This window comes from Nocardioides sp. NBC_00850, from assembly GCF_045207335.1.
GTDB lineage: Bacteria > Actinomycetota > Actinomycetes > Propionibacteriales > Nocardioidaceae > Nocardioides.
In genome coordinates this window covers 778974-801433 of sequence record NZ_CP108845.1, presented here as the reverse complement: position 1 = coordinate 801433, position 22460 = coordinate 778974, and the positions used below count along the sequence as shown (strand labels likewise).

The following is a 22460-nucleotide window of genomic DNA, read 5'->3' as shown; positions in this document are numbered from 1 at the left end:
CAACCCCCATCAAGGAGCTTGGAATGCGTACTACCACGAAGATCGCCGTTCTCGGCGGGATCTTGCTGGCGCCCGTCCTGGCCATGTTGCCGACGAGCCCCGCAAGTGCGCACGGCTACATCTCGAACCCCCCGAGCAGGCAGGCCCAGTGTGCTGCCGGCACCGTCGAGTGCGGGGACATCAAGTACGAACCGCAGAGTGTCGAGGGCCCGAAGGGCCTGACCAGCTGCTCCGGCGGCAACTCGAGGTTCGCCGAGCTCGACGACGACTCCAAGAACTGGCAGGCCACACCCGTCGGCCGGACCCAGACGTTCACCTGGTCACTGAGCGCCCGGCACAGCACCAGCACCTGGCAGTACTTCATCGGCGGCACCAAGATCGCCGAGTTCGACGACGGTGGCGCGCAGCCGCCGGCCACCGTCGAGCACCAGGTCGACTTCGGCTCGTTCACCGGCCGGCAGAAGGTCCTCGCGGTCTGGAACGTCGCCGACACGACCAACGCCTTCTACGCCTGCATCGACGTGAACATCGGCGGCACCGCGACCGACCCGGAGACGCCTGCGCCGGTGGCCGGTGAGTTCCCGGTCAGCGAGGAGCAGTTCAACCAGCTCTTCCCCAACCGCAACCCCTTCTACACGTACGCAGGCCTCGTCGAGGCGCTCAGCGCCTACCCGGAATTCACCAATGCTGGGGACGAGGCGGTGCAGAAGCGGGAGGCTGCGGCGTTCATCGCCAACGTCGCCCACGAGACCGGTGACCTGCTCTACGTCGTCGAGCAGAACGAGGCCAACTACCCGCACTACTGCGACCCCAACCAGTCCTACGGCTGCCCCGCGGGCAACGACCAGTACTACGGCCGTGGTCCGGTCCAGCTGAGCTGGAACTTCAACTACAAGGCCGCCGGGGACGCGCTCGGGATCGACCTGCTGAACAACCCCAACCTGGTCGCCACCGATCCGGCGGTCGCCTGGAAGACCGGGCTCTGGTACTGGAACACCCAGAACGGCCCGGGAACCATGACCCCGCACGCGGCGATGGTCAACGGCGCCGGATTCGGCGAGACCATCCGGTCCATCAACGGGTCCATCGAGTGCAACGGTGGCAACCCTGCCCAGGTGCAGAGCCGCGTCGACAACTACACCGAGGTCACCTCGCTGCTCGGAGTGGACCCGGGTGGGAACCTGTACTGCTGAAGCGGAGCCCGAAGCAATAGAGCACTGCTGACCGACATCCCGCACAGAAACGGCGGCGTGCGCAGCCCCACCTGCGTACGCCGTCGTGTTTCTGTTTTGTGACAAGCGCCCAACGAGGTTCTGCCTCCGTGCCGGTGTCGGTCGCCCGGCTGCGCCCCTACCTTCGAGTAGCAACCGGATCCCCGGACAGCCCGGGGCCGGACGGACGAAGGAGCATGCTCGGTGCTCAGATCACTCTCTCTCCGAATCGCCGCGGTCGCCGCGGCCGTCACTCTCCCCCTCTTCGGCCTGGTCGCGCCGGCCGATGCGGAGAGCCCCTACGAGCGCGGGCCGGACCCGACGTCGGCCAGCGTCCTGGACAACGGCACGTTCTCCCTCTCCACCGCCTCGGTCTCCTCGCTGGTGACCGGCTTCGGCGGAGGGACGATCTACTACCCCACCTCCACCACGGCGGGGACCTTCGGCGGTGTCGTGCTCGCCCCCGGCTACACGGCCTCCTCGTCGTCCTACTCCTCCGTCGCGCGCCGGGTGGCCTCGCACGGGTTCGTGGTCTTCGCGATCGACACCGACACCCGTTACGACCAGCCCGACAGCCGCGGCTCCCAGATCCTGGCGGCGGTCTCCTACCTGAAGAACAGTGCCTCGTCCGCGGTCGCCTCGCGGCTGGACGAGACCCGGATCGCGATCTCGGGTCACTCGATGGGTGGCGGCGGGACGCTCTCCGCCGCGGCGCGGGACTCCTCGGTCAAGGCTGCGGTCGCTCTGCAGCCCTGGCACACCGACAAGACCTGGCCGGAGATCCAGGTCCCGACCATGATCATCGGCGCGGAGCTCGACACGATCGCTCCCGTCGACTCCCACTCGATCCCCTTCTACACCTCCGCCACCGGGGCCCGGGAGAAGGCGTACGGCGAGATCAACAACGGCGACCACCTCATCGCCAACACCGACGACGACTGGCAAGGGCGCCTGTTCGTCACCTGGCTGAAGAGGTACGTCGACGACGACACCCGCTACTCGCAGTTCCTCTGCCCGGCGCCGACCTCGATCAACCTGTCCGACTACCGCAACACCTGCCCGGACTGATCCGTCGGTCTCGACGCACGAAATCGGACCGGCCACCCGGGGGAGGTGGCCGGTCCGTTGTGTCCGGCATTGGAAGATGGGGGCATGACCGGAAATAGTGGAAACGGCGGAACCAGCACAGGCATCCGCGTCGCGTCCGTCGACGACATCCCGGAGGGCGAGGGGATCGCCATCTCCTCCGACATCACCGGCACCGAGGACGACATCGCCATCCTGCGCGACGACAACGGCACCTGCTGGGCCCTCAACGACACCTGCACCCACGAGACCGCCTCGCTGGCCGAGGGCTGGGTCGAGGACGGCGATGTCGAGTGCCCCCTGCACTCCTCGCGGTTCAACCTCAAGACCGGCAAGGTCGACGGGCTCCCGGCCACCCGCGACACCGTCCCGCACCGTGTCGAGGTGCGCGACGGTGAGGTGTACCTGTTCCCCGGCGAGAGGCCGTGACGGTCTCCTCGGTCCTCGTCGTCGGCGGCGGCATCGCCGGTGTGTCGACGGTCGCGGAGCTGCGAAAGCAGGGGTACGCCGGTGAGCTGACGCTCGTCTCGGCTGACGCGGTCCCCTACGACCGCCCGCCGCTGTCCAAGGAGTATCTCGCCGGCGCTCGCGACCTCGAGTCGATCGCGCTGCAGCCGCCGCAGTGGTACGCCGACCAGGAGATCGCGCTGGTCGGTGGAGCCGTCGCGGTCGCGATCCGCCCGGACGCCGGCGAGGTCGAGCTCGCCGATGGGCGGGTGCTGGCTGCCGACAAGATCGTGCTCGCGACGGGTGGTCGTGCGGTCCTGCCCGCGATCGGATCCCCGAGCCACGTTCTGCGGGAGGTGGCTGACGCCGACCGGCTGCGTACGCATCTGGTGCCCGGGGCCCGGCTGCTGATCGTTGGTGCGGGACTGATCGGTGCGGAGGTCGCCTCGACCGCGCGCGGGCTGGGGGCGGAGGTCGTGCTGGTCGATCCGCTGGATCCGCCTCTCGCCGCTGCGGTCGGGACCGAGGTGGCCAGGTGGCTGCACGGCCTGCACGCCGACCACGGTGTGGAGGCGCTGACGACCACGGTCGAGACGCTGCTGGAGACCCCGACCGGGGTCGCAGTGCAGCTGAAGGGCGAGCCGGACTCGCGAGAGTTCGACGCCGTGCTCCTGGCCGTCGGACTGATCCCCGAGACCGGCCTCGCCGAGACCGCGGGCCTGGAGACCTCGCGCGGCATCCTGGTCGACTCCGGTCAGGTGACCAGCCACCCGTCGGTGCTCGCGGTCGGAGACTGCGCCCGGCTCCGTGACCACCACCGCGCCGAGCACTGGGAGGCAGCCCAGTTGGACGGCGCCCGGGCGGCGGCGACGATCCTCGAGACCGAGCCCCCGCCCGCCACCGCACCCTGGTGGTGGTCGGATCGCTACGGCCTCCATGTCGAAGGGGTCGGCGAGATGCGGTCGGCCGACGCCGAGCACACGAGGGCCGTACGCGGCACCATCGGCGAGCCGCCCTTCTCGGTGTTCACTCTCCGCGGCGAGCGCGTCATCGGCGCGGTCGCGGTCGACGACGCGGCTGCCGTCAAGGCGGCCCGTCGCCTGATCGACCGGGGGATCGATGTACGGCCCGCTGATCTCGCGGATCCGACTCAGAGCCTACGAACCCTGCTGCGCCGGTGACGATTTTCGTGCCGAGTCGGCGCGTTAGAACGAGCCGACTCGGCGGGCTTCGTGGTCAGAATGAGCCGACTCGGTGATACAGCGAAGGCGCCCCGCGAGCAGGTCGCGGGGCGCCTTTCCTGGGCGAGGAGGCTCAGACGGTCAGCTGAGCCGGCTTGGACTGGTTGGCGACGCGGTTCTCGGAGTCGATGAACCAGGCGAGCTGCTCGACGCGGGTGATGATCGCGTGCAGCAGGTCGGCGGTGGTCGGGTCCTCGGAGTCGATGTCGTCGTGGATGTCACGAGCGGTCTTCGAGGTGGCGTAGAGCGCGGCGGCGGCGAGGTCGGCGGCCGTCGCGGTGTCGACCTCGGTCGCAGGGAGCGGCGCGAGGGTGGTGTCCTCGGCGACGGTGCCGGTGCGGCCGTCGGGGAGGATGTAGAGCGCACGCATGCGCTCGGCGACCTCGTCGGTGAAGTCGCGGGCGGCGTCGACGACCTCGTCGAGGACGAGGTGCATGTCGCGGAAGTTCTTGCCCACGACGTTCCAGTGGAGCTGCTTGCCCTGCAGGCTGAGCTCGGTCAGATCGACGAGCAGGCGCTGCATCTGGGTCGCGAACGCCGGGCTCGGGATGAACGCGGGGTGCGAGGTGTGGGTGGCGCTGCTCGTGTCGGTCTTCGTGGCCATGTTCGGTGGGTCCCCCAGATTGAAGTGTTGGCTTTTCGTGGTGACACCAACTGTGCCACCTTTTCTTGAATCATTCCAGAAAGGTTAGTCTTCCCTAAGTCATCGCCGTGGCTCTCGGTACGCCGTAGAGTCGGCTCGTGCCGCCAGCCGGAGACGTTCCAGTCCCTCTCCTCGCGCGGGTTCGCCGCCCGGAGGTCTTCGAGACCAGCCGGCTGAGCGAGGACGCGCAGGTCGAGGCCTGGGAACGCCACAACGCCAGCGCCCTGGTCGCGCTCTCCTGCCGACCCATCGACGGCCACGGGTTCGACGCGCAGGAGGTCAACCTGCAGCTCGACGAGATCCATCTGGCGCGGGTCCGGGCCACTCGCCACGTCGTCGAGCGGCCGGCCAGCCTCGTCAAGGAGATCCCCGCCCGGTCGATCGCCGTCTACGCCAGCCTGCGCGGCGACGCGATCCTGGAGTACGCCGGCCGCCGCAAGGTCATCCGGCCCGGTCAGCTGATCGTGTGCGACGTCGACGCGCCCTTCCTGCGGGGCTTCGGGCACGGGCTCGAGGAGCTCGCGGTCAAGGTTCCGGTGGACGCCTTCGCGGCGCGTACCGGGATGGCGTCGATGCCGTCGCCGCTCGTCCTCGACGCGGGCCGCGACCAGGACCCGCACGGCCGAGCCCTCGTGCAGATGGTCGGCCGCGCCCTGCGGCCCCACGACCCGGTCCCGGCCGACGAAGGCGCCGTGCTCGACCTGATCTCGGTGATCGCCACCGCCGGGAAGGTCTCGCTGGCCACCGCCCACCGGGCGGCGGCGAAGGCGTTCATCGAGGACCATCTCGCCGACCCCGGCCTCTCCGCCACCACCGTCGCTGCGGGCGCCGGCATCTCCGAGCGGCACCTGTCCCGGCTCTTCGCCGACGCCGGTACCAGCGTCCCCCGCCACATCCTCGGCCGCCGCCTCGAGCTCGCCTACGCGATGCTCGCCACCGGCTCGGACCCGGCCGTCCGCACCGTCGACGTCGCCGAGAAGTGCGGCTTCACCTCCGCCTCGTACTTCTCCCACGCCTTCCGCAAGCGCTTCGGCGTCGCCGCCGGAGACGTACGCCGCGCCGCCCGCGCCTGAGCCTCTGCTCACTTCTCGGCGCGAAAGGGTGACAAGTCCACCAAAGTCCGATAGGTCTTCCATGCGATTTTCCGCCAACCAGACCCTGCTTCCCACCTGTAGGGGCGGTGGCGGACGACACTCTCGAACACCCCACACTCTCTAAGGAGACGTACGTGCGCAACGGACTCACCACCGGACGCGGCCTGAGCTTGGCCGCCGCCGGTGTCGCAGCGATGGCGCTGACCTTGACGGCCTGCGGGTCGGGCGGCATCGACGACGAAGGCGGTGGCGGAGAGGACACGCTCACCATCGGGTTCGTCTCGACCGAGACGGGCTCCTCGGCGCCGTTCGGCGAGGCGAACAGCTTCGTCGTCGACGAGCTGGAGACCTACTTCAAGGACCACCCGGTCAAGGCCGGCGACAAGGAGCTCGACGTCGAGATCGTGGTGCGCGACGCGCAGAGCGACACGACGAAGGCCGGGGCGGTGGCCGGCGACCTGATCAACAAGGACGGCGCCGACATCATCGTCGCCTCCTCGACGCCAGACATCGTCAACCCGGTCTCGGAGCAGTGCGAGGCCAACTCGATCCCGTGCATCACCACGGTCGCCCCGTGGCAGCCGTTCGCGATCCGCAGCGGCGACAAGCCGGCCGAGCTGAAGTACAGCTACCACTTCTTCTGGGGTCTCGAGGACGTCTCGACGGTCTACGCCGACATCTGGGGCAAGGTCCCGAACAACAAGAAGGCCGGCGGCCTGTTCCCGAAGGACCCCGACGGCGAGGCCTGGGGCGCCAACTTCCCGGCGCTGACCGAGGCGTCGGGCGTCAAGATCGACAACCCGGGCAACTACCCCAACGGCACGAAGGACTTCTCCGCCCAGATCAGTGCCTACAAGGGTCACGACGTCCTGGTCGGCGTCCCGATCCCGCCGGACTTCACCACGTTCTGGCAGCAGGCGAAGCAGCAGGGCTACAACCCGAAGGTCGCGACCATCGGCAAGGCGCTCCTCTTCCCGAGCAGCGTCGAGGCGCTGGGCCCGATCGCCCACAACCTCTCCACCGAGGTGTGGTGGACCCCGACCGCTCCCTACAAGTCCTCGTTGACCGGCCAGTCGGCGCAGGAGCTGGCGGACGCGTACGAGGAGAAGACCGGCAAGCAGTGGACCCAGCCGCTGGGCTTCGCGCACGCGCTCTTCGAGGTCGCGACGGCGGCGGTGACGGAGGCCGGCTCGACCGATGCCGACGCGATCACCAAGGCGCTGGCGGGGCTCGAGGTCTCCACGGTCGTCGGTGACGTCGCCTGGGGCAAGGACGCGAACGTCCCGCCGTACGTCGCCAAGACCTCGCTCGCGGGTGGTCAGTGGCGCCAGGTCGAGGGCGGGGAGCACCCGTTCGAGCTGGTCGTCGTACAGAACTCGCTGGCTCCCGACGTACCTCTCGGGGGCGAGCCCGAGGCGCTCAAGTGACCTTGCTTCACGTTGACGACCTGGCCAAGTCCTTTGGCCAGGTCGTCACGGCCCGCTCCGTCTCCTTCCACGTCGCCGCGGGCGAGGCGCTCGGCATCGTCGGGCCCAACGGCGCCGGCAAGTCCACGCTGCTCAACCTGGTGACCGGCACGCTCCCGGTCGATGCGGGCACCATCCGCTTCGACGGCACCGACGTCACCCGGATGCCGGCGGCGCGCCGTACGGCCCTCGGGATCGGGCGTACGTTCCAGGTCCCCCGCCCCTTCGAGGGGCTCACTGTCTTCGAGAACGTGCTGGTCGGGTCGACCTTCGGTGCGGGCACGCGCCGTCGCGAGGCCGACGCGCTGGCCTGGGAGGCGCTGGAGACCGCCGACCTGACCCACCTGGCCAACACCCCCGCCGGCTCGCTGCGGCTGCTCGACCGCAAGCGGCTCGAGCTCGCCCGCGCGCTGGCCACCCAACCGCGGCTGCTGCTCCTCGACGAGATCGCCGGCGGCCTCACCGAGCACGAGCTGCCCGCGCTGATCGAGACCATCTCGGCGATCCGCGACAGCGGCACCGGCGTCGTCTGGATCGAGCACATCGTGCATGCGTTGCTGCAGGTCGTGGACCGGTTGATGTGCCTGGCCCAGGGCGACGTCGTCGCCACCGGCGACCCGCGCGAGGTGATGGCCTCGGACGCGGTCGCCGCCGTCTATCTCGGCTCCCCCGACCTGGAAGGCGACACCCCGTGACCACCCTGCTCGAGGTCGACGCGATCGACGTCGCCTACGGCGACTTCCGCGCCCTGCACGGCATCACGGTCCGGGTCGCCGAGGGCGAGACGCTGGCCGTGATCGGCGCCAACGGTGCCGGCAAGTCGACGCTGCTGAAGACGATCGCCGGCCTGCTCCGCCCGACCGCCGGTCAGATCCGCTTCAACGGCCACAACGTCTCCCACACCCCGGCCCATCGGCGGGTTCGCGAGGGCATCGCGCTCACGCCGGAGGGACGCCGGATCTTCGCCTCGCTCACCGTCGAGGAGAACCTCAAGGTCGGCGCGCACGGACGCCGGCCCGGCCCCTGGAACCTCCAGACCGTCTACGACGCGTTCCCGCTGCTCGCGGAGAAGAGAACGCGCCGCGGAGCCCACCTCTCCGGTGGCGAGCAGCAGGCCACCGCCATCGGCCGTGCGCTGATGTCCAACCCGAAGCTGCTCCTGCTCGACGAGGTCTCGCTCGGCCTCGCCCCGGTCGTGATCGCCGACATCTACAAGGCGCTCCCCACGATCGCCGCGAAGGGGACGACCGTGCTCGTGGTCGAGCAGGACCTCACCCAGGCACTCACCGTCGCCGACCGGGTGCAGTGCCTCCTCGAGGGCCGCACCGTCCTCGAGGGCGCGGCGGCCGACGTCACGCGAGAGCAGGTCCAGGCGGCGTACTTCGGGATCGACGAGCAGGAGGTCGGCTGATGGACTGGATCAACGCGGTCCTCCAGGGAGTCCTGCTCGGCGGGCAGTACGCACTCCTCGCCTGCGGTCTGAGCCTCATCTTCGGCGTGATGCGCATCGTCAACCTCGCCCACGGTGTCCTCGCCGTCGCCTCGGCCTACCTCGCCTACTGGCTCGTCCAGCAGACCGGGATGCCGGCGTTCCTCACCATCGTCATCGTGATCCCGGTGCTCGCCGCGGTCGGCTACGCGATCCAGCGCGGTCTCTTCAACCCGGCGCTGCGCCACGGCGAGCTGTCGCCGCTGCTGGTCTCGTTCGGTCTGGCCGTCATCGGCGCCAACCTGCTCCAGGAGATCTTCACCGCCGACTCCCGCAAGATCTCGATCGGCACCCTGTCGACCGCTTCCGTCGAGCTCGGCGGCCTGCGACTCGGCGTCTTCTCGCTGATCACGCTCGTGGTGGCGGTCGGCGTCATCGTCGGCCTGCAGCTCTACCTCTCCAACACCCGCATCGGCCGCGCGATGCGCGCGACCAAGGACGACCCCGAGGCGGCCACGCTCATGGGGATCGACGAGAGGCACATGTACGCCCTGGCCACCGCGATCGCGATCGGCACGGTCGCCCTGGCCGGTGTCTTCCTCGGCATGTCGACGCAGTTCAGCCCGACGTACGGGGATCTGGTCCTGATCTTCGCCTTCGAGGCGGTCATCATCGGCGGCCTCGGCTCGCTGTGGGGCACGCTTCTCGGCGGCCTCGTCCTCGGCGTCGCGCAGACCGTCGGCGCCCAGATCGACCCGGCCTACGGCGTCCTCGCCGGTCACCTGGTCTTCCTGGTCGTACTCCTGTTCCGGCCCCAGGGCCTGCTCCCGAAGGCGGTCGTCGCATGAGCCCAACGACAACCCTCGCCGGCCAAGACCTCGCCAGCAAAGACCTGAAGGTCGTACGCGGCGGCTGGCCCTCGCTCGCAGGCGTCGGCGTCCTCGCCGCGATCGTGGTGTTCCTGGCGGCGGCGCCGTGGTTCGTCTTCAGCCCGGGCGACGTGACCAACCTGGTCACGCTCTTCGCGCTGATCATCCTCGGCACGACCTGGAACCTGATGGCCGGCTACGGCGGGCTCGTCTCGATCGGGCAGCAGGCCTACATCGGTGCCGGCGGCTACGGCGTGATCAAGCTCGCCGACGTCGTCGGGCTGCCGATACCGGTGGCCGTCGTGGCGGCCGGCGTGGTCTGCGCTGCCCTGGCCATCCCCACCTCGTTCCTGCTGTTCCGGCTGGTCGGAGGCTATTTCGCGATCGGCACCTGGGTGGTGGCCGAGGTCTTCAAGCTGGTCACCCAGGAGCTCCCGGGCTTCGGCGGCGGCTCCGGCCTCTCGCTCACCGCCTTCCAGGGCGTCGATCGGGTGACCCGGATCGCGACCGTCTACTACCTGGCGCTCGTGCTGGCCGTGCTCGTCGTGCTCGCGACGTACGTCCTGATGCGCTCGCGCGTCGGGCTCGGCCTGACCGCGATCCGTGACGACTCGGTGGCGGCGGCCTCGCTCGGGGTCGCGGTGCGGCGCTCGCAGCGTCTCGTCTACGTCGCCGCCTCCGGTGGCGCCGGCCTGGCGGGAGCGCTGATCGCGGTCAACGGGCTGCGGGTCTCGCCCGACTCGATGTTCTCGGTCCAGTACACCGCCTTCATGATCTTCATCGTGGTCATCGGCGGGCTGGGGACGATCGAGGGCCCGATCCTGGGCGCGGTGATCTTCTTCGCGCTCCAGCAACTGCTGGACTCCTACGGCACCTGGTACCTCGTCGCGCTCGGCGCAGTCGCGATCGCGGTGGTTCTGCTGGCTCCGCGCGGCTTGTGGGGGCTGGCGGCGCGGGGCCGCTACGAGGTCTTCCCGGTCGGCCACACGGTCCGCAGCCGATAGTCGGGGATCAAACGGTCGCTCTACTTGCGAGTAACCGACCGATTGATCCCCGACCATCCACCGCTCTCCAGAGTTATCCACAGGGTTGTGCACAGGTGGGGGATTGTTGTGGATCCCCGGGTGCGGGATTCGTACGTCTGGCCGATGCTGTCGTTGTGGCTGCCCGATCTCCTCACTTCCGACCGCCGGAATACTCCGCTGCGCGGCCTTCTGTGGTGCGGCCGGTGCACCTCGACCCGAGTGGGGAGATCGGCCCGACCCCGCGTCAGGCACGGGGGCGTGGGTGGCGGCGGAGCAGCCACGGTTTCTACGTGCCGGCCGACGTCGATGCCGAAGTGCCGATGCAGCGAGTGCTCGAGGCAGCTGTGCTGCTCCCCGCGCATGCGGCGGTGACCGGGTGGGCAGCGTTGGCGTGGATGCGATGCAAATGGTTCGACGGCTACGACCTCTCCGGTCGTCCGAGACCGGTGACGGTGGCGGCCACTGCTCACTCGCTGGTGTCACGTCCAGGCCTCGCCGTATGCGGCGAGCGACTCCTCCGCTCCGACGTCCAGGTGGTCGACGGCGTGAGGGTCACGATCCCGGTGCGGTCGGTGACCTTCGAGATGCGCTATGCCCGCGATCGGCGCGCGGCCGTGCGGGCCCACGACATGGTCGCGCTCCATGACCTGGTCTCCATTGCCGAGGTCTCCGAATGGGCGGATGCGCACCGCGGCTGGACCGGAATCGCGAGAGTCCGGGATGCGCTCCCCTTCCTCGATGAGAATGCATGGTCGCCGCCTGAAGTCGATCTCCGGCTCGCATGGGAGGAGCTCGGCATCCGAGATGTCGTGTGCAACCACCCGGTGTTCGACCTCGCCGGCCGACATGTCGGCACGCCTGACGTGCTCGACCTGGAAGCCGGTGTCGTCGGCGAGTACGACGGCTCCTTGCACCTCGAGGGCAAACAGCGTGCCAAGGACATCAGGCGTGAGGGAGATCTGCGCGGTGTCGGTCTGGAGTACGTCACCATGGTCTCCGCCGACCTGCGCGATCCGTCCGGATTCAAGGCCCGCACCCTGGCCGCGCGGAAGCGGGCACGAGCAGTGGCGGGGCCGAGGCGCTGGACACTGGATCCGCCTGCGTGGTGGACCCCATCCGTGACGGTGGTCGAGCGACGAGCACTCTCGAATGATGACCGCCGCCGTCTGCTGAGCCATCGGTGGGCGGCCTGAGCCCGACTACCGGACGTTGCTACTCACAAGTAACATTGGTCGGGTGACCGAGACTTCCACCCCCACGACCACTCCCGAGGCGTACGGAATCGAGCGTGCCGAGGGCACCAGCTTCACGCTGACGGTGGTCCGTGCGGCGGATCCCGAGGCGCCGACCGTGCTGGTCGTGCCCGCGATGGGCATGCCGGCCGGCTACTACGACAAGCTGATCGTGGCCTTCGCGGAGGCGGGGATCAACGTCGGCCGGATGGAGCAGCGTGGCCACGAGGAGCTCGGCGGGCGCGTCGCCGGCTGGTCCTACGACTTCGGCTACGCCGACCTTGTCGACGACATCGCCGCCGCCGTCGATCGCCTCGGCGAGCTGATCCCGGCCTCGGCCGGTGCGGCGTACGTCCTCGGGCACAGCCTCGGCGGCCAAGCCGCCAGCGCCTACGCCGCGCTGCACCCCGACCGGGTCGCCGGCCTGGTCTACGTCGCCTCGCAGACGCCCTACTGGCGCAACTACGGCCCGGGTTTCCTGGTCGCAAGCCAGGCGATGGGCCTCGTCGGCCGCGTCGTCGGCCACTTCCCCGGCAAGCAGCTCAAGTTCGCCGGGCGCGAGGCCCGCACCCTGATGAAGGAATGGGCCAGGTACGCCCGCACCGGCCGGCTCCGCTTCGGCAGCCCGGCCCGCGACGTCACCGCGGCCATGCGCGCACTCGAAAAGCCCGCGCTGATCGTCTCCATCGAGGGCGACTGGCTGGCCCCGAGCGCGACGGTCGACGAGATCCAGCGCCGGATGCCCGGCCTCGACGTCGCGCGGGTTCACCTGGACGAGCCCGGCATCGACCACTTCAAGTGGGCCCGCAAGCCGGACTCGACGATCGCCGCTGTCCAGGAGTGGCTCGCGCACTAGTCGCGTACGCATTTCCGCCAACCAGCGACCCCACCTTTGATGCGGCCCGAGCGGGCCGCAAGACTCGCCCTGAGGCTGCGATCCCACACCCCGCCGCGGCCTCGGAAAGGTGAGGAACATGCCAGTCTTCGACGACGGCCAGAAAGAGACCGAGGTCCCCGAGACCGAGGATGTCGTGACCACCGACGTCCTTGTCGTGGGATCCGGCCCGGCCGGCGCGTCCGCCGCGCTCTTCCTGAGCGAGCTCGGTGTCGACAACATCATGATCACGAAGTACCGCTGGACCGCGAACACCCCGCGGGCGCACATCACCAACCAGCGCGCGATGGAGATCTTCCGCGACCTGGGCATCGAGGAGCAGGTGCTGGCCGACGCGACGCCGCACGAGCTCGTCGGTGACACCGTCTTCTGCACGAGCATCGCCGGCGAGGAGATCGGCCGCATCCGCACCTGGGGCACCCGCCCCGACCGCGAGGCCGACTACCAGCTCGCCTCGCCGTGCCTGACGGTCGACATCCCGCAGACGTACCTCGAACCGATCCTGGTCCGCAACGCGACCGAGCGCGGCAGCCAGACCCGGTTCTCCACCGAATACCTCAGCCACACCCAGGACGACGAGGGCGTCACCACGATCGCCCGCGACCGGCTGACCGGCCACGAGTACAAGATCCGGTCGAAGTTCCTCATCGGCGCCGACGGCGCCCGCACCCAGGTCGGCGCCGACATCGACCTGCCGCTCGAGGGTGCGATGGACATCGCCGGGTCGATGAACATCACCTTCAAGGCCGACCTCGCCGAGCTCGTCGACCACCGCCCGTCGGTCCTCTACTGGGTCATCCAGCCGGGCTCGAACGTCGGCGGCATCGGCACCGGCCTGGTCCGCATGGTCCGCCCCTGGGACGAGTGGCTGATCGTGTGGGGCTACGACATCAACCAGCCGCCGCCGGAGCTGACCGAGGAGTACGCGGTCAAGGTCATCCGCGACCTGCTCGGGATGCCCGACCTGGAGCCGGACGTGACCGGCTACTCGCTGTGGGGCGTGAACGAGATGTACGCGACCCACGCCCAGAAGGGCCGCGTCTTCTGCGCCGGCGACGCCATCCACCGGCACCCGCCGTCGAACGGTCTCGGCTCGAACACCTCGATCCAGGACTCCTACAACCTGGCCTGGAAGCTCGCCGCGGTGCTCCAGGGCTATGCGGAGACCTCGCTGCTGGAGTCCTACTCCGCCGAGCGCGCCCCGGTCGCCAAGCGGATCGTCACCCGCGCCAACCAGTCCGCGCGTGAGTTCGGTGAGCTCTTCGAGGCGCTCGGCGTGGTCGGCCTCGAGGGCGAGGAGATGGCCAAGGCCATCGAGGAGCGCAAGGCCAACACTCCCGAGGGTGCCGCCAAGCGCGCCGCGCTGGTCACCGCGATGGAGCGCAAGAACTACGAGTTCAACGCCCACGGCGTCGAGCTCGGCCAGTTCTACGAGTCCAACGCGATCGTCTCCGACGGCACCCGGCCGGCGCCGACCGACGACGAGGACCTCTACCACCGGATGTCGACCTCTCCGGGTGCTCACCTGCCGCACGCCTGGGTCGGGGACAACGTCGAGAAGCACGCGATGCTCGACCTCGCCCCCTACACGAAGTGGACGCTGATCACCGGCGTCGCCGGCGAGGCGTGGGAGGACGCGGCGGAGGCTGCCCGGACGAAGTTCGGGATCCCGCTCCAGACCGTCGTCATCGGCCCGGGCCGGCCGGTCACCGACCTCTACTTCGACTGGGCCAAGCTCCGCGAGGTCGAGGAGTCGGGTGCCCTCCTGGTACGTCCCGACAAGCACATCGCCTGGCGCTCCATGTCGCTTCCCGACGACCCCGGCGCCGCGCTGGGCGAGGCGGTCGCGACGCTGCTGGGCAAGGCCTGATCGTTCCGGTCGAGCGGGGGGGGGATTCGATGAAGTTCACGCATGAGTCGCTGCCGCAGCGGGTCCGCTTCGCCACCGGCGAGGCGCCCGCTGCGGTGGCAGCAGAGATCGACGAGCTGGGCGCGCGGCGGGTGATGGTCATCGCCGGCGCGCGCGAGGCCGAGCTCGCCGCCCGGGTGACGGCCGACGTACCGGTCGCGCTGCACCACGACGAGGTCGTGATGCACGTGCCGGTCGAGGTCGCCGAGCGGGCTCGTGAGCGGGCGGCCGAGTCCGCCGTCGATGCGCTGGTGTGCATCGGCGGTGGCTCGACCACCGGCCTGGCCAAGGCAGTCGCGCTCACCACGGGGCTGCCGATCGTGGCGGTCCCGACGACGTACGCAGGGTCCGAGGCGACCAACGTCTGGGGCCTGACCTCGGGCGAGACCAAGACCACCGGCATCGACGCCCGCGTCCTGCCGCGGTCGGTCGTCTACGACGCCTCGTTGCTGACGACGCTGCCCGGCGAGATGACCGTCGCCAGCGGCCTGAACGCGCTCGCGCACTGCGTCGACGCGATGTGGGGTCCGCGGGTGGATCCCATCGACCGGGTCAACGCCGCCGAGGGGATCCGCGGGCTCGCAACCGGACTGCCGCTGGTCGCCGCGAACTCAGAGAGCATCGAGGGGATCGAGCAGACCCTCTACGGCGCCTACCTGGCGGCGGTCTCGTTCACATCCGCCGGATCCGGGATGCACCACAAGATCTGCCACGTGCTCGGCGGCATGTTCAACCTGCCGCACGCCCAGACCCACGCCGTCGTGCTCCCGCACGTGCTCGCCTTCAACGCGCCGTCCGCCCCCGAGGCGGAGGCGCGGATCGCGGCGGCCTTCGGGGCGCCGAGCGCCGTGGCGGGGCTCGGCGCCCTGCGTACGACGCTCTCGGCGCCGAAGGCGCTCAAGGACTACGGCATGCCCGAGGACGGCATCGCCAAGGCGGTCGCGCCGATCATGGCCGCCATCCCCGACAACAACCCGACCCCGGTCACCGAGGAGAACCTGACCGCGCTGCTGACCGCGGCGTGGGCGGGAGAGGAGAGCTGATGAGCGACGTAGCTGGCGTATCGCCGGAGCAGCAGGCGGTCGAGCAGACCCTTGTCGACACCGTCGTCGCGTCCTTCGACGCCTGCGACGACCCGCGCCTGAAGGAGGTCATGGTCTCGCTGACGCGTCACCTGCACGCCTTCATCCGCGACGTACGCCTCACCGAGGACGAGTGGGCCGCGGCCATCGAGTTCCTGACCAAGGCCGGCCACATCACCGACGACGTGCGCCAGGAGTTCATCCTCCTCTCCGACACCCTCGGCGCCTCGATGCAGACCATCAACATCAACAACCAGGCGTACGCCGACGCGACCGAGGCCACGGTCTTCGGGCCGTTCTTCGTAGAGGACTCCCCGGCGATCGAGCTGGGCGGAGACATGGCCTTCGGTGCCCCGGGAGAGCCGTGCTGGGTCACGGGCACGGTCACTGGGACAGACGGAAAACCGCTGGTCGGAGCCAGGATCGAGGTCTGGGAGGCGGACGAGGACGGGCTCTACGACGTCCAGCGCGACGCCGGCGCGCGGGCTGCTCGGGCGCACCTGTTCACCGACACCGAGGGCGGCTACCGGTTCTGGGGGCTGACGCCCACGCCGTACCCGATCCCGGACGACGGCCCCGTCGGCAAGATGCTGGCCGCGGTCGGGCGCTCGCCGCTGCGCGCCTCGCACCTGCACTTCATGGTCACCCATGAGGGCTGCCGCACGCTGGTCACCCACATCTTTCCCGAGGGGGATCCGATCGGCTGGAAGGACACCGTCTTCGGGGTCAAGGAGTCGTTGATCAAGAGGTTCGAGCGGCAGGCCGCCGGGACGCCGACCCCGGACGGTCGGGACGTCGACGGCACCTGGTCGAAGGTGCGGTTCGACATCGTCCTCGCGCCCGCCGGCGCCTGAAACGTCCCTGGCGTGCTGCGGGCGCAGGGGTGTTGCCCCGGCACGCCAGGGACCCTCAGGGTGCCGGATGGACGGTGTAGGTGAACTCCTCGTTGAGCAGGACATTGCCGGTCGAGTCGGTGATCCTGATGTGGTCGGTCACGCGGGAGTCGGGCGGATACGGGTTGTGGTCGATCCTGGCCTCGGTCCAGGTCCCGCCCTCGGGAATGAACAAGCCGTTGACGTCGAGCCCGCCCGGCGGCGCCGGATGGTCCAGCGTGATCCGGAGCGTTCCCCGCACCCAGCCATCGGTCCCCTCGGGCGTCAGGACCGGCTCGTTGACGGTGAACCGGTCGCCGGCCCGGAAGGCCCGGATCTCCGGTCGGACCTGCATCGTCCGTGCCGCGCTCTTCTGGTTCCGGGTCGCCCTGATCGTCACGTTGAACGCGGGAAGGGACCCTGTGTTCGGCGCCTTCGTGACCGCCGTGAACGACGCCGTACGCCGCCCGGCCTGGACCGTGAGCGTGCCCGGGACCGTGACCCAGGACGAGCTCGACGTCAGGCTCACCGCCAGGGATGTCTTGGCGACGCAGTCGAGCGTGACCGTCCCGGAGGCCTTCTGGCCGGCGTGGACGTAAGTCGGCAACGCCACCGCGGTGGGCACCGGCGTCGGGTAGCACGGGGTCACCGTGCGGACGAGTGTCGCGCGGCGTACCACCTGCCGGTAGACCGCCTTGACCCTGCCGCTGCTGCGGACGGTCGTGGGTGAGGTCCGGACGGTGACGGCGCGCGTGCTCCGGCCGCCGGCGACATAGACGTACGCCGGGACCCGGATGCCGGTGCTGGCCCACAGCTGCACCTTGGCGCGCCTGGGGGTACGGCAGGTGAGCCTGATCGTGGCGGTGGTCGACGTGCCTCCGGTCACCGTGCTCCTGGCGAGGGTCAGCGACTTGAGTGCCGGGCGACAGGCCGCCTCCGCCGACGGTGCCGTCACAGCGGCGGGAACGTTGAGGACCGCGACGGCCAGGACGATGCCGAGGACGAGTCGGGCGAAGCAGCGGGACATCTTCGGAACGTATCGGGACCGCCGGTACGCGCTGCTCGCACGTACCGGCGGTCCCTCAGATCAGGTAGCCCCTCCTGGCCCGGGCTATTCCTGGGCGGCGCTGTCGGCCGCGGCGAAGTCGACCTGCAGCGATTCCAGGATCGAGGCGATGGTCTGCTCGGTAGGCGCCTTCTCGATCCCGGCCTCGTGGAGGATCCCGGCGCCGTCCTCGTACTCCAGCAGGGCGAGCAGGATGTGCTCGGTGCCGACGTAGGAGTGCTCGAGCCGCAGGGCCTCGCGGAAGGTCAGCTCGAGCACCTTCTTGGCGTCGGCGGTGAACGGGATCATCTCGCCGACCTCGCCGTAGGGCTCCGGAGTGGCGGCGGTCGCTGCGGCGCGCACGGCGTCGAGGGTGACGTCCTGGGCCCTGATCGCGTGGCCCGCGACGCCCTCCGGCTCGGCGAGGAGACCGAGCACGAGGTGAGGTACGCCGGTCTCCGCGTTCGCGGCCTTCCGAGCCTCCCCCTGGGCGGCGACGACGACGGTGCGAGCACGCGGGGTGAACTTCGCGAACCCGGCGTTCGGGTCGAGCGCCGTCTCGCCGGCCTTGGGGACGTACTTCTTCTGGGCCGCCTGCTTCGTCACCCCCATCCGGGTCCCGATCTCGGTCCAGGAAGCGCCGGAGCGACGGGCCTGGTCCACGAAGTGCCCGATCAGATGGTCGGCCACCTCGCCCAGGTGCTCGCCGACCACCATCGCATCGGCCAGCTGGTCCAGGGGCTCGGTCCGAGCCTTCTTGATCGAGTCGATCAGGGTGTCGAGGCGCACGGCCTTGAGGGCAGGGTCTGCATCGCGGGGAGTCGTCATGCGTCAACTCTAGGTTGACGATGACATTGCGTCAACCTCTGGTTGACGCGTGATTCGGGGTCGTGGCACAACAGGAAGCGGGTCGGTCATCCGTGTGGATGACCGACCCGCTTCGTAGGTGTGTCAGTGGCAGTGGTTGGAGATCTGGATCATCTCGTCGCGGGGGACGACCTTGATCCGCTCGCGGCCCTGGGCCTCGCCGAGGGACCGCTCGTGGTTGTCGAGCTTCTCCCAACCTTCGATGGTCGTGAACTCGACGCCCTTGCCGGAGAGGTGCTCGAGGACCGCCGCCGGCGAGCCGTGCTCGGCGGGCTTGAGCTTGTCGAGGTCCTGGAGGAGGTTGTCGATGGTCTCCTTGGCGTCGGACTTGGTGTGGCCGATGAGGCCGACCGGTCCGCGCTTGACCCACCCGGTGACGTACGTACCGCCGAGGTGCTCGCCGTCGAGGTCGAGGACCCGGCCGCCGGCGTTGGGGATGACGCCGTTCTCGCTGTCGAAGGGCACGTCGGGGAGGGCCTCGGAGAGGTAGCCGACGGCGCGGTAGACGGCCTGGACTGGGGTGTCGGTGAACTCGCCGGTGCCGGTGACGGTGCCGTCGCCGTTGTATTCGGTCTTCTCGCTGCGCAGCGCGACCACCTGACCGTCCTCGCCGAGGATCTCGACGGGGTTCTGCATCATGTGGATGACGATCTTGTGGGGCTTGTCGCCGGCGGGCGCCTCCATGTACTTCAGGAGGATGTCGGCCACCAGCTTGGTCGCCTTGTGGCTCTGGATCGCCTTCTCGCCGGCCTCGTCGATCTCGAAACCCTCCTCCTCGACGACGACGTCGACCGAGGGGGAGTGGGAGAGCTCGCGCAGCTCCATCGGGCTGAACTTGATGTGCGCCGGGCCGCGGCGGGCGTAGACGTGGACCGTCTTGGCCGGGTTCTTCTTCAGGCCCTGGTAGACGTTGTCGGAGATCTCGGTGACCAGCTGCTCGTCGGCAGGCTTGGCCAGCATGCGGGCGACGTCGAGCGCGACGTTACCGGCGCCGAGAACGGCGACCTCCTCGGCGTCGAGGGGCCACTCGCGAGAGACGTCGGGGTGCCCGGCGTACCAGCTGACGAAGTCGGCCGCGCCGTAGGACTGCGGCAGGTCGATCCCCGGGATGTCGAGCTCGCGGTCGGCCATCGCGCCGGTGGCGAAGATGACGGCGTCGTAGAACCGGTGCAGGTCGTCGAGCTTGAGGTCGGTGCCGAAGTCGACGTTGCCGATGAAGCGGATGCTGTCCTGGTTCAGGACGCGCTTGAGCGCCTTGATGATCTCCTTGATTCGCGGGTGGTCAGGAGCCACACCGTAGCGAACCAGGCCATAGGGAGCAGGCAGACGCTCGATGACGTCGACGCGCGCACCAGGGTGCTCCTTCGTGAGGATGTCGGCAGCGTAGATGCCGGCCGGGCCGGCACCGACGATCGCAACGCGGATGTCACGCATAAGGGAGTTCAACCTTCCGTGGATGTACTAAGGCAAGCCTAAAGGGGGTCGTGTAACCCTCCGAATCCGTTCCACCAGGTGGTTACGAGGTCCTGCGTGGGTTTCACGCTCAATCCTAGAACGTGTTCTTGTTTTGGGTATGTCTGGGAACGTGATCTCGGACACGTACGGCGCGTCGGGTCGTGGTTCTTTGGGTGCTGGTTTCGGTGGTCGAGCTCTGTTGAGTCCTGGTTTGGTACCGGTTCGCCACGCCGGAGGTGACCGTGGCTGCGTTTCAGTGTTTCGCCGCCGACCCTTGGTTCGATTGTTTCTCGATCGGGCGCCGCGTCAAGGACGGGCTTCGCCCGCCGCTTCGCGGTGGCCTTCGGCCATCCTTGACTCGACACCCGATCGAGAAAGATTTGGCCTGTATCGGGTCGGCGGCGAGGGTGTGGCGCAGCGGATTCAGGTTGGGTGCGGGCTTGGGGCCGTGGGCTGGCCGTGCACGGACCGCCCGGTGCCCCGTGGGCGCCTATGACAGTGGACGACACCTTGTGAACCGTTCACAAGGGAGCCGTCGCTTTGGCCGGGTCGGGATCGGTGCCGGCAGCGTCATCAGTTCCCCACTGACCCGGAGAGTTCCCCACGGGCGCGGAGGTTCCCCATCCTCTGGAGCGTGGGGAACATTCACTGCCGTGGGGAATGTCCCCGCCAAGGGGAAAACGGCCAGTGTGGAGTCGAGGGATCGGCCGGAACGCTCGTGGGGCACCGGGACGGACGGCTTCAGCGAGAGCTGAGAACGATCGACGATTGGAATCGTCAGGTCTGGCGGGTCCTGGTGGAGTGGATTCCTCACCCGGCGGTTAGGGGCGGCGGGTGAACCGGATGGTGCCGTCGGGTAGTCGCTCATGGACGTAGGCAGGGTTGTGCGCCAGACGGTGATGATGCGGACACAACAGCGCCCCGTCCTTCAGGTCCGTCTTCCCACCGGCAGCCCAGGGTTCGAGGTGGTGGGCGTCGCACCATTCCGGTGGCATGTCACACCCCTCGGCCTGGCAGCACTTCTGCTGCAACCGCATCGCCTTGCGCTGGATCGGTTGGAAGAACCTGCTGCCCCGACCGGCATCGAGGACCTCACTGTCGCCGCCGAGGACCCAGGGGATGATCGTCGCGTTGCACGCCATCCTCCGGGCCTCGGCCGCGGTGATCGTGGTCCCGTTGGTCTCGTCGTAGCCCAGGGTGGCGATGCCGAGGTCCTTGCGGAGCTCCTCGAGGCTGATCACCACGTTGATGGTGGTCGCGTCGCCGCCGTGGCGGGGCAGGGCGGCCGGGTCGACGGTCTCCAGGAGCCGGGCGAAGCCTTGGCCCATCAGCCGCTCCCAGGGAGGCAACGGGGCGCCCTTGGCGACGAGTTGTTGTTTGCGGGGTTGGGCGTAGGCCTCGACCAGCCGCTTGAACCGCATCCCCATCGAGACCGGCAACACACCCTCGAAGCCGATGGTGCCGTCGTGGTTGTCCCACACCCGTAGGGCGGTCTTCTGGTGGGCGCGTTCTTCCTCGGCGAGGAGTGCTTTGGCTTCGGCGTCTTCGAACCGGGCCGGGTCGATCTCGGCCAGGATGCGTTTCCCGACGATGCGTAGTTCGTTGGCGGTCAGCCGGGTGGCGTAGTCGACCAGCAGCTTCTCGGCCAACACCAGGTCCTCGCTGCTCGCGACGGGGTTGGTCTCGATCTTGTCGAGCGCCCGGGTGATCACCCGGGCCTTGTCCTGGGAGACGACACCCTCGGCGAGACCGGTGGCGACGAGGTCGTACTTGGCGACACTGGCCGCGAGCTTGATCTGGGAGCGGGCCACGGCCTTGTCGACCAGCAACTCGGCCCGCATCCACCCCGACGCATCCTTGGCGCCGGTCTCTTCGGCGATGTCGCCGGCAGATGCGAGCACCCGGAGTTTCAACGCGGCCTGTTGGGCCTGGAGCTTCTCCAGTCGTTCCAGCAGGTCTTTCTTCTGTCCGGTGCGCCAGTAGGCAGGGTCCGTGGAGAGGAGCTCTTGGAGGGCGGTCTCGATGGCCTTCAAGGCAGCGTCGATCGCATCGCCGGGGTTGGTGCCCCAGTGGTCGATCGAGCGGCCGAGACTCATCGCCATCCACTCCTTCAGAGGTGTGCTGTGATGGGTCTGATTCTACGCCCCCAGCCCTTTCATGGCCATCTATTTTCCCAGGTCAACCATCGTTTTCGCGGTGAGCGAACGACCTAGCATCTGTGGATGGTAAGTGGCCCGAAGGGCCACCCTCACGCCCCAGAAACCTGACCTGTCCCAAACAAGAATCCGCTGCGCCACACCCGGGCCGCCGCCCCGATAGCCAGCCAAATCTTTTCTCGATCTGGTCCGGAGTCCAGGACCGCGAAGCGGCCGGCGAAGCCGGCGCCCGAAGGGCGTCCTTGACGCCGGATCGGATCGAGAAGACCCTCCAAGAACGGGTCGGCGGCCCACACCAACCAAGAAGAAACAGCAGCCCATAGGCCCCTCACAGCCACAAAAAACGACCACCACAGCCCCACCCCCAAGCGTGGTCGCCATGACCCAACTCCTCGACCCACCAACGGCAACATCGCCGACGAAGACAAGAAGCTGG

The 22460-nt window shown here is 69.0% G+C and carries 20 protein-coding genes; 15 read left to right on the top strand and 5 right to left on the bottom strand.

The annotated features are described in order from the left end of the window. The first annotated feature begins 23 nt into the window (after nucleotides 1-23). The 4 genes from OH802_RS03825 (at nucleotide 24) to OH802_RS03810 (ending at nucleotide 3925) form a co-directional block, all read left to right on the top strand. Complete coding sequence (locus OH802_RS03825) at nucleotides 24-1193, top strand: glycoside hydrolase family 19 protein (protein ID WP_406025269.1); 1170 nt, start codon at nucleotides 24-26, stop codon at nucleotides 1191-1193. A 222-nt stretch (nucleotides 1194-1415) separates the two neighbouring features. After that, complete coding sequence (locus OH802_RS03820) at nucleotides 1416-2279, top strand: alpha/beta hydrolase family protein (protein ID WP_406025267.1); 864 nt, start codon at nucleotides 1416-1418, stop codon at nucleotides 2277-2279. An 84-nt stretch (nucleotides 2280-2363) separates the two neighbouring features. Beyond that, nucleotides 2364-2726, top strand: a complete 363-nt coding sequence (locus OH802_RS03815; RefSeq protein ID WP_406025265.1) for a non-heme iron oxygenase ferredoxin subunit — start codon at nucleotides 2364-2366, stop codon at nucleotides 2724-2726. Then, nucleotides 2723-3925 carry an NAD(P)/FAD-dependent oxidoreductase gene (locus tag OH802_RS03810; protein ID WP_406025263.1) on the top strand — a complete coding sequence of 401 codons (1203 nt, stop codon included), beginning with the start codon at nucleotides 2723-2725 and terminating at the stop codon, nucleotides 3923-3925. Before OH802_RS03815 ends, OH802_RS03810 begins: the two co-directional genes overlap by 4 nt. Before the next feature lie 133 nt (nucleotides 3926-4058). On the opposite strand, the gene OH802_RS03805 is transcribed toward OH802_RS03810, so the two are convergent. Next, a complete protein-coding gene (locus OH802_RS03805; protein WP_355018797.1) occupies nucleotides 4059-4589 on the bottom strand; it encodes a DNA starvation/stationary phase protection protein in 531 nt (176 codons plus the stop codon). Between the two features lie 137 nt (nucleotides 4590-4726). Here OH802_RS03805 and OH802_RS03800 point away from each other — a divergent pair, with 137 nt between their 5' ends. The 11 genes from OH802_RS03800 (at nucleotide 4727) to OH802_RS03750 (ending at nucleotide 16483) form a co-directional block, all read left to right on the top strand. Continuing rightward, nucleotides 4727-5701: an AraC family transcriptional regulator gene (locus tag OH802_RS03800; RefSeq protein ID WP_406025260.1), complete on the top strand. Its 975-nt coding sequence runs from the start codon at nucleotides 4727-4729 to the stop codon at nucleotides 5699-5701. Nucleotides 5702-5856: 155 nt separating this feature from the next. Further along, nucleotides 5857-7149, top strand: coding sequence for an ABC transporter substrate-binding protein (locus OH802_RS03795; RefSeq protein ID WP_406025258.1), 1293 nt, complete (start codon nucleotides 5857-5859; stop codon nucleotides 7147-7149). Beyond that, the gene (locus OH802_RS03790; RefSeq protein ID WP_406025256.1) at nucleotides 7146-7883 is read left to right on the top strand and encodes an ABC transporter ATP-binding protein; all 738 of its coding nucleotides are present in this window, start codon (nucleotides 7146-7148) and stop codon (nucleotides 7881-7883) included. Before OH802_RS03795 ends, OH802_RS03790 begins: the two co-directional genes overlap by 4 nt. Beyond that, entirely contained in the window at nucleotides 7880-8599 is a 720-nt protein-coding gene (locus OH802_RS03785; protein ID WP_406025254.1) for an ABC transporter ATP-binding protein, read from the top strand. Before OH802_RS03790 ends, OH802_RS03785 begins: the two co-directional genes overlap by 4 nt. Further along, entirely contained in the window at nucleotides 8599-9465 is an 867-nt protein-coding gene (locus tag OH802_RS03780) for a branched-chain amino acid ABC transporter permease (protein ID WP_406025252.1), read from the top strand. Before OH802_RS03785 ends, OH802_RS03780 begins: the two co-directional genes overlap by 1 nt. Next, nucleotides 9462-10490: a branched-chain amino acid ABC transporter permease gene (locus OH802_RS03775; RefSeq protein ID WP_406025250.1), complete on the top strand. Its 1029-nt coding sequence runs from the start codon at nucleotides 9462-9464 to the stop codon at nucleotides 10488-10490. Before OH802_RS03780 ends, OH802_RS03775 begins: the two co-directional genes overlap by 4 nt. Nucleotides 10491-10801: 311 nt before the next feature. Continuing rightward, nucleotides 10802-11704 (top strand): hypothetical protein, encoded by a 903-nt coding sequence (locus OH802_RS03770; RefSeq protein WP_406025248.1) that lies wholly within the window; start codon nucleotides 10802-10804, stop codon nucleotides 11702-11704. 43 nt (nucleotides 11705-11747) lie between these two features. After that, the gene (locus OH802_RS03765; RefSeq protein WP_406025246.1) at nucleotides 11748-12599 is read left to right on the top strand and encodes an alpha/beta fold hydrolase; all 852 of its coding nucleotides are present in this window, start codon (nucleotides 11748-11750) and stop codon (nucleotides 12597-12599) included. A gap of 118 nt (nucleotides 12600-12717) precedes the next feature. Next, a complete protein-coding gene (locus OH802_RS03760) occupies nucleotides 12718-14508 on the top strand; it encodes an FAD-dependent oxidoreductase (RefSeq protein ID WP_406025244.1) in 1791 nt (596 codons plus the stop codon). Nucleotides 14509-14537: 29 nt separating this feature from the next. Then, complete coding sequence (locus OH802_RS03755) at nucleotides 14538-15590, top strand: maleylacetate reductase (RefSeq protein ID WP_406025242.1); 1053 nt, start codon at nucleotides 14538-14540, stop codon at nucleotides 15588-15590. Next, nucleotides 15590-16483, top strand: a complete 894-nt coding sequence (locus OH802_RS03750; RefSeq protein ID WP_406025240.1) for a dioxygenase — start codon at nucleotides 15590-15592, stop codon at nucleotides 16481-16483. Before OH802_RS03755 ends, OH802_RS03750 begins: the two co-directional genes overlap by 1 nt. A 55-nt stretch (nucleotides 16484-16538) precedes the next feature. On the opposite strand, the gene OH802_RS03745 is transcribed toward OH802_RS03750, so the two are convergent. The 4 genes from OH802_RS03745 to OH802_RS03730 form a co-directional block, all read right to left on the bottom strand. Further along, nucleotides 16539-17528, bottom strand: coding sequence for a hypothetical protein (locus tag OH802_RS03745; RefSeq protein ID WP_406025238.1), 990 nt, complete (start codon nucleotides 17526-17528; stop codon nucleotides 16539-16541). An 84-nt stretch (nucleotides 17529-17612) separates the two neighbouring features. After that, nucleotides 17613-18374, bottom strand: coding sequence for a Clp protease N-terminal domain-containing protein (locus tag OH802_RS03740; RefSeq protein WP_406025236.1), 762 nt, complete (start codon nucleotides 18372-18374; stop codon nucleotides 17613-17615). Nucleotides 18375-18497: 123 nt separating this feature from the next. Further along, the gene (locus OH802_RS03735) at nucleotides 18498-19847 is read right to left on the bottom strand and encodes an FAD-dependent oxidoreductase (RefSeq protein WP_406025234.1); all 1350 of its coding nucleotides are present in this window, start codon (nucleotides 19845-19847) and stop codon (nucleotides 18498-18500) included. An 842-nt stretch (nucleotides 19848-20689) separates the two neighbouring features. Beyond that, complete coding sequence (locus OH802_RS03730; protein ID WP_406025232.1) at nucleotides 20690-21964, bottom strand: DUF222 domain-containing protein; 1275 nt, start codon at nucleotides 21962-21964, stop codon at nucleotides 20690-20692. Between the last annotated feature and the right edge of the window lie 496 nt (nucleotides 21965-22460).

Excerpts from the sequence above, each read along its gene's own strand:
- OH802_RS03825 (WP_406025269.1), top strand. The coding sequence starts at position 24 with ATGCGTACTACCACGAAGATCGCCGTTCTCGGCGGGATCTTGCTGGCG.
- OH802_RS03815 (WP_406025265.1), top strand. The coding sequence starts at position 2,364 with ATGACCGGAAATAGTGGAAACGGCGGAACCAGCACAGGCATCCGCGTC.
- OH802_RS03805 (WP_355018797.1), bottom strand. The coding sequence starts at position 4,589 with ATGGCCACGAAGACCGACACGAGCAGCGCCACCCACACCTCGCACCCC.
- OH802_RS03780 (WP_406025252.1), top strand. The coding sequence starts at position 8,599 with ATGGACTGGATCAACGCGGTCCTCCAGGGAGTCCTGCTCGGCGGGCAG.
- OH802_RS03775 (WP_406025250.1), top strand. The coding sequence starts at position 9,462 with ATGAGCCCAACGACAACCCTCGCCGGCCAAGACCTCGCCAGCAAAGAC.
- OH802_RS03760 (WP_406025244.1), top strand. The coding sequence starts at position 12,718 with ATGCCAGTCTTCGACGACGGCCAGAAAGAGACCGAGGTCCCCGAGACC.
- OH802_RS03755 (WP_406025242.1), top strand. The coding sequence starts at position 14,538 with ATGAAGTTCACGCATGAGTCGCTGCCGCAGCGGGTCCGCTTCGCCACC.
- OH802_RS03750 (WP_406025240.1), top strand. The coding sequence starts at position 15,590 with ATGAGCGACGTAGCTGGCGTATCGCCGGAGCAGCAGGCGGTCGAGCAG.
- OH802_RS03745 (WP_406025238.1), bottom strand. The coding sequence starts at position 17,528 with ATGTCCCGCTGCTTCGCCCGACTCGTCCTCGGCATCGTCCTGGCCGTC.
- OH802_RS03740 (WP_406025236.1), bottom strand. The coding sequence starts at position 18,374 with ATGACGACTCCCCGCGATGCAGACCCTGCCCTCAAGGCCGTGCGCCTC.
- OH802_RS03735 (WP_406025234.1), bottom strand. The coding sequence starts at position 19,847 with ATGCGTGACATCCGCGTTGCGATCGTCGGTGCCGGCCCGGCCGGCATC.
- OH802_RS03730 (WP_406025232.1), bottom strand. The coding sequence starts at position 21,964 with ATGAGTCTCGGCCGCTCGATCGACCACTGGGGCACCAACCCCGGCGAT.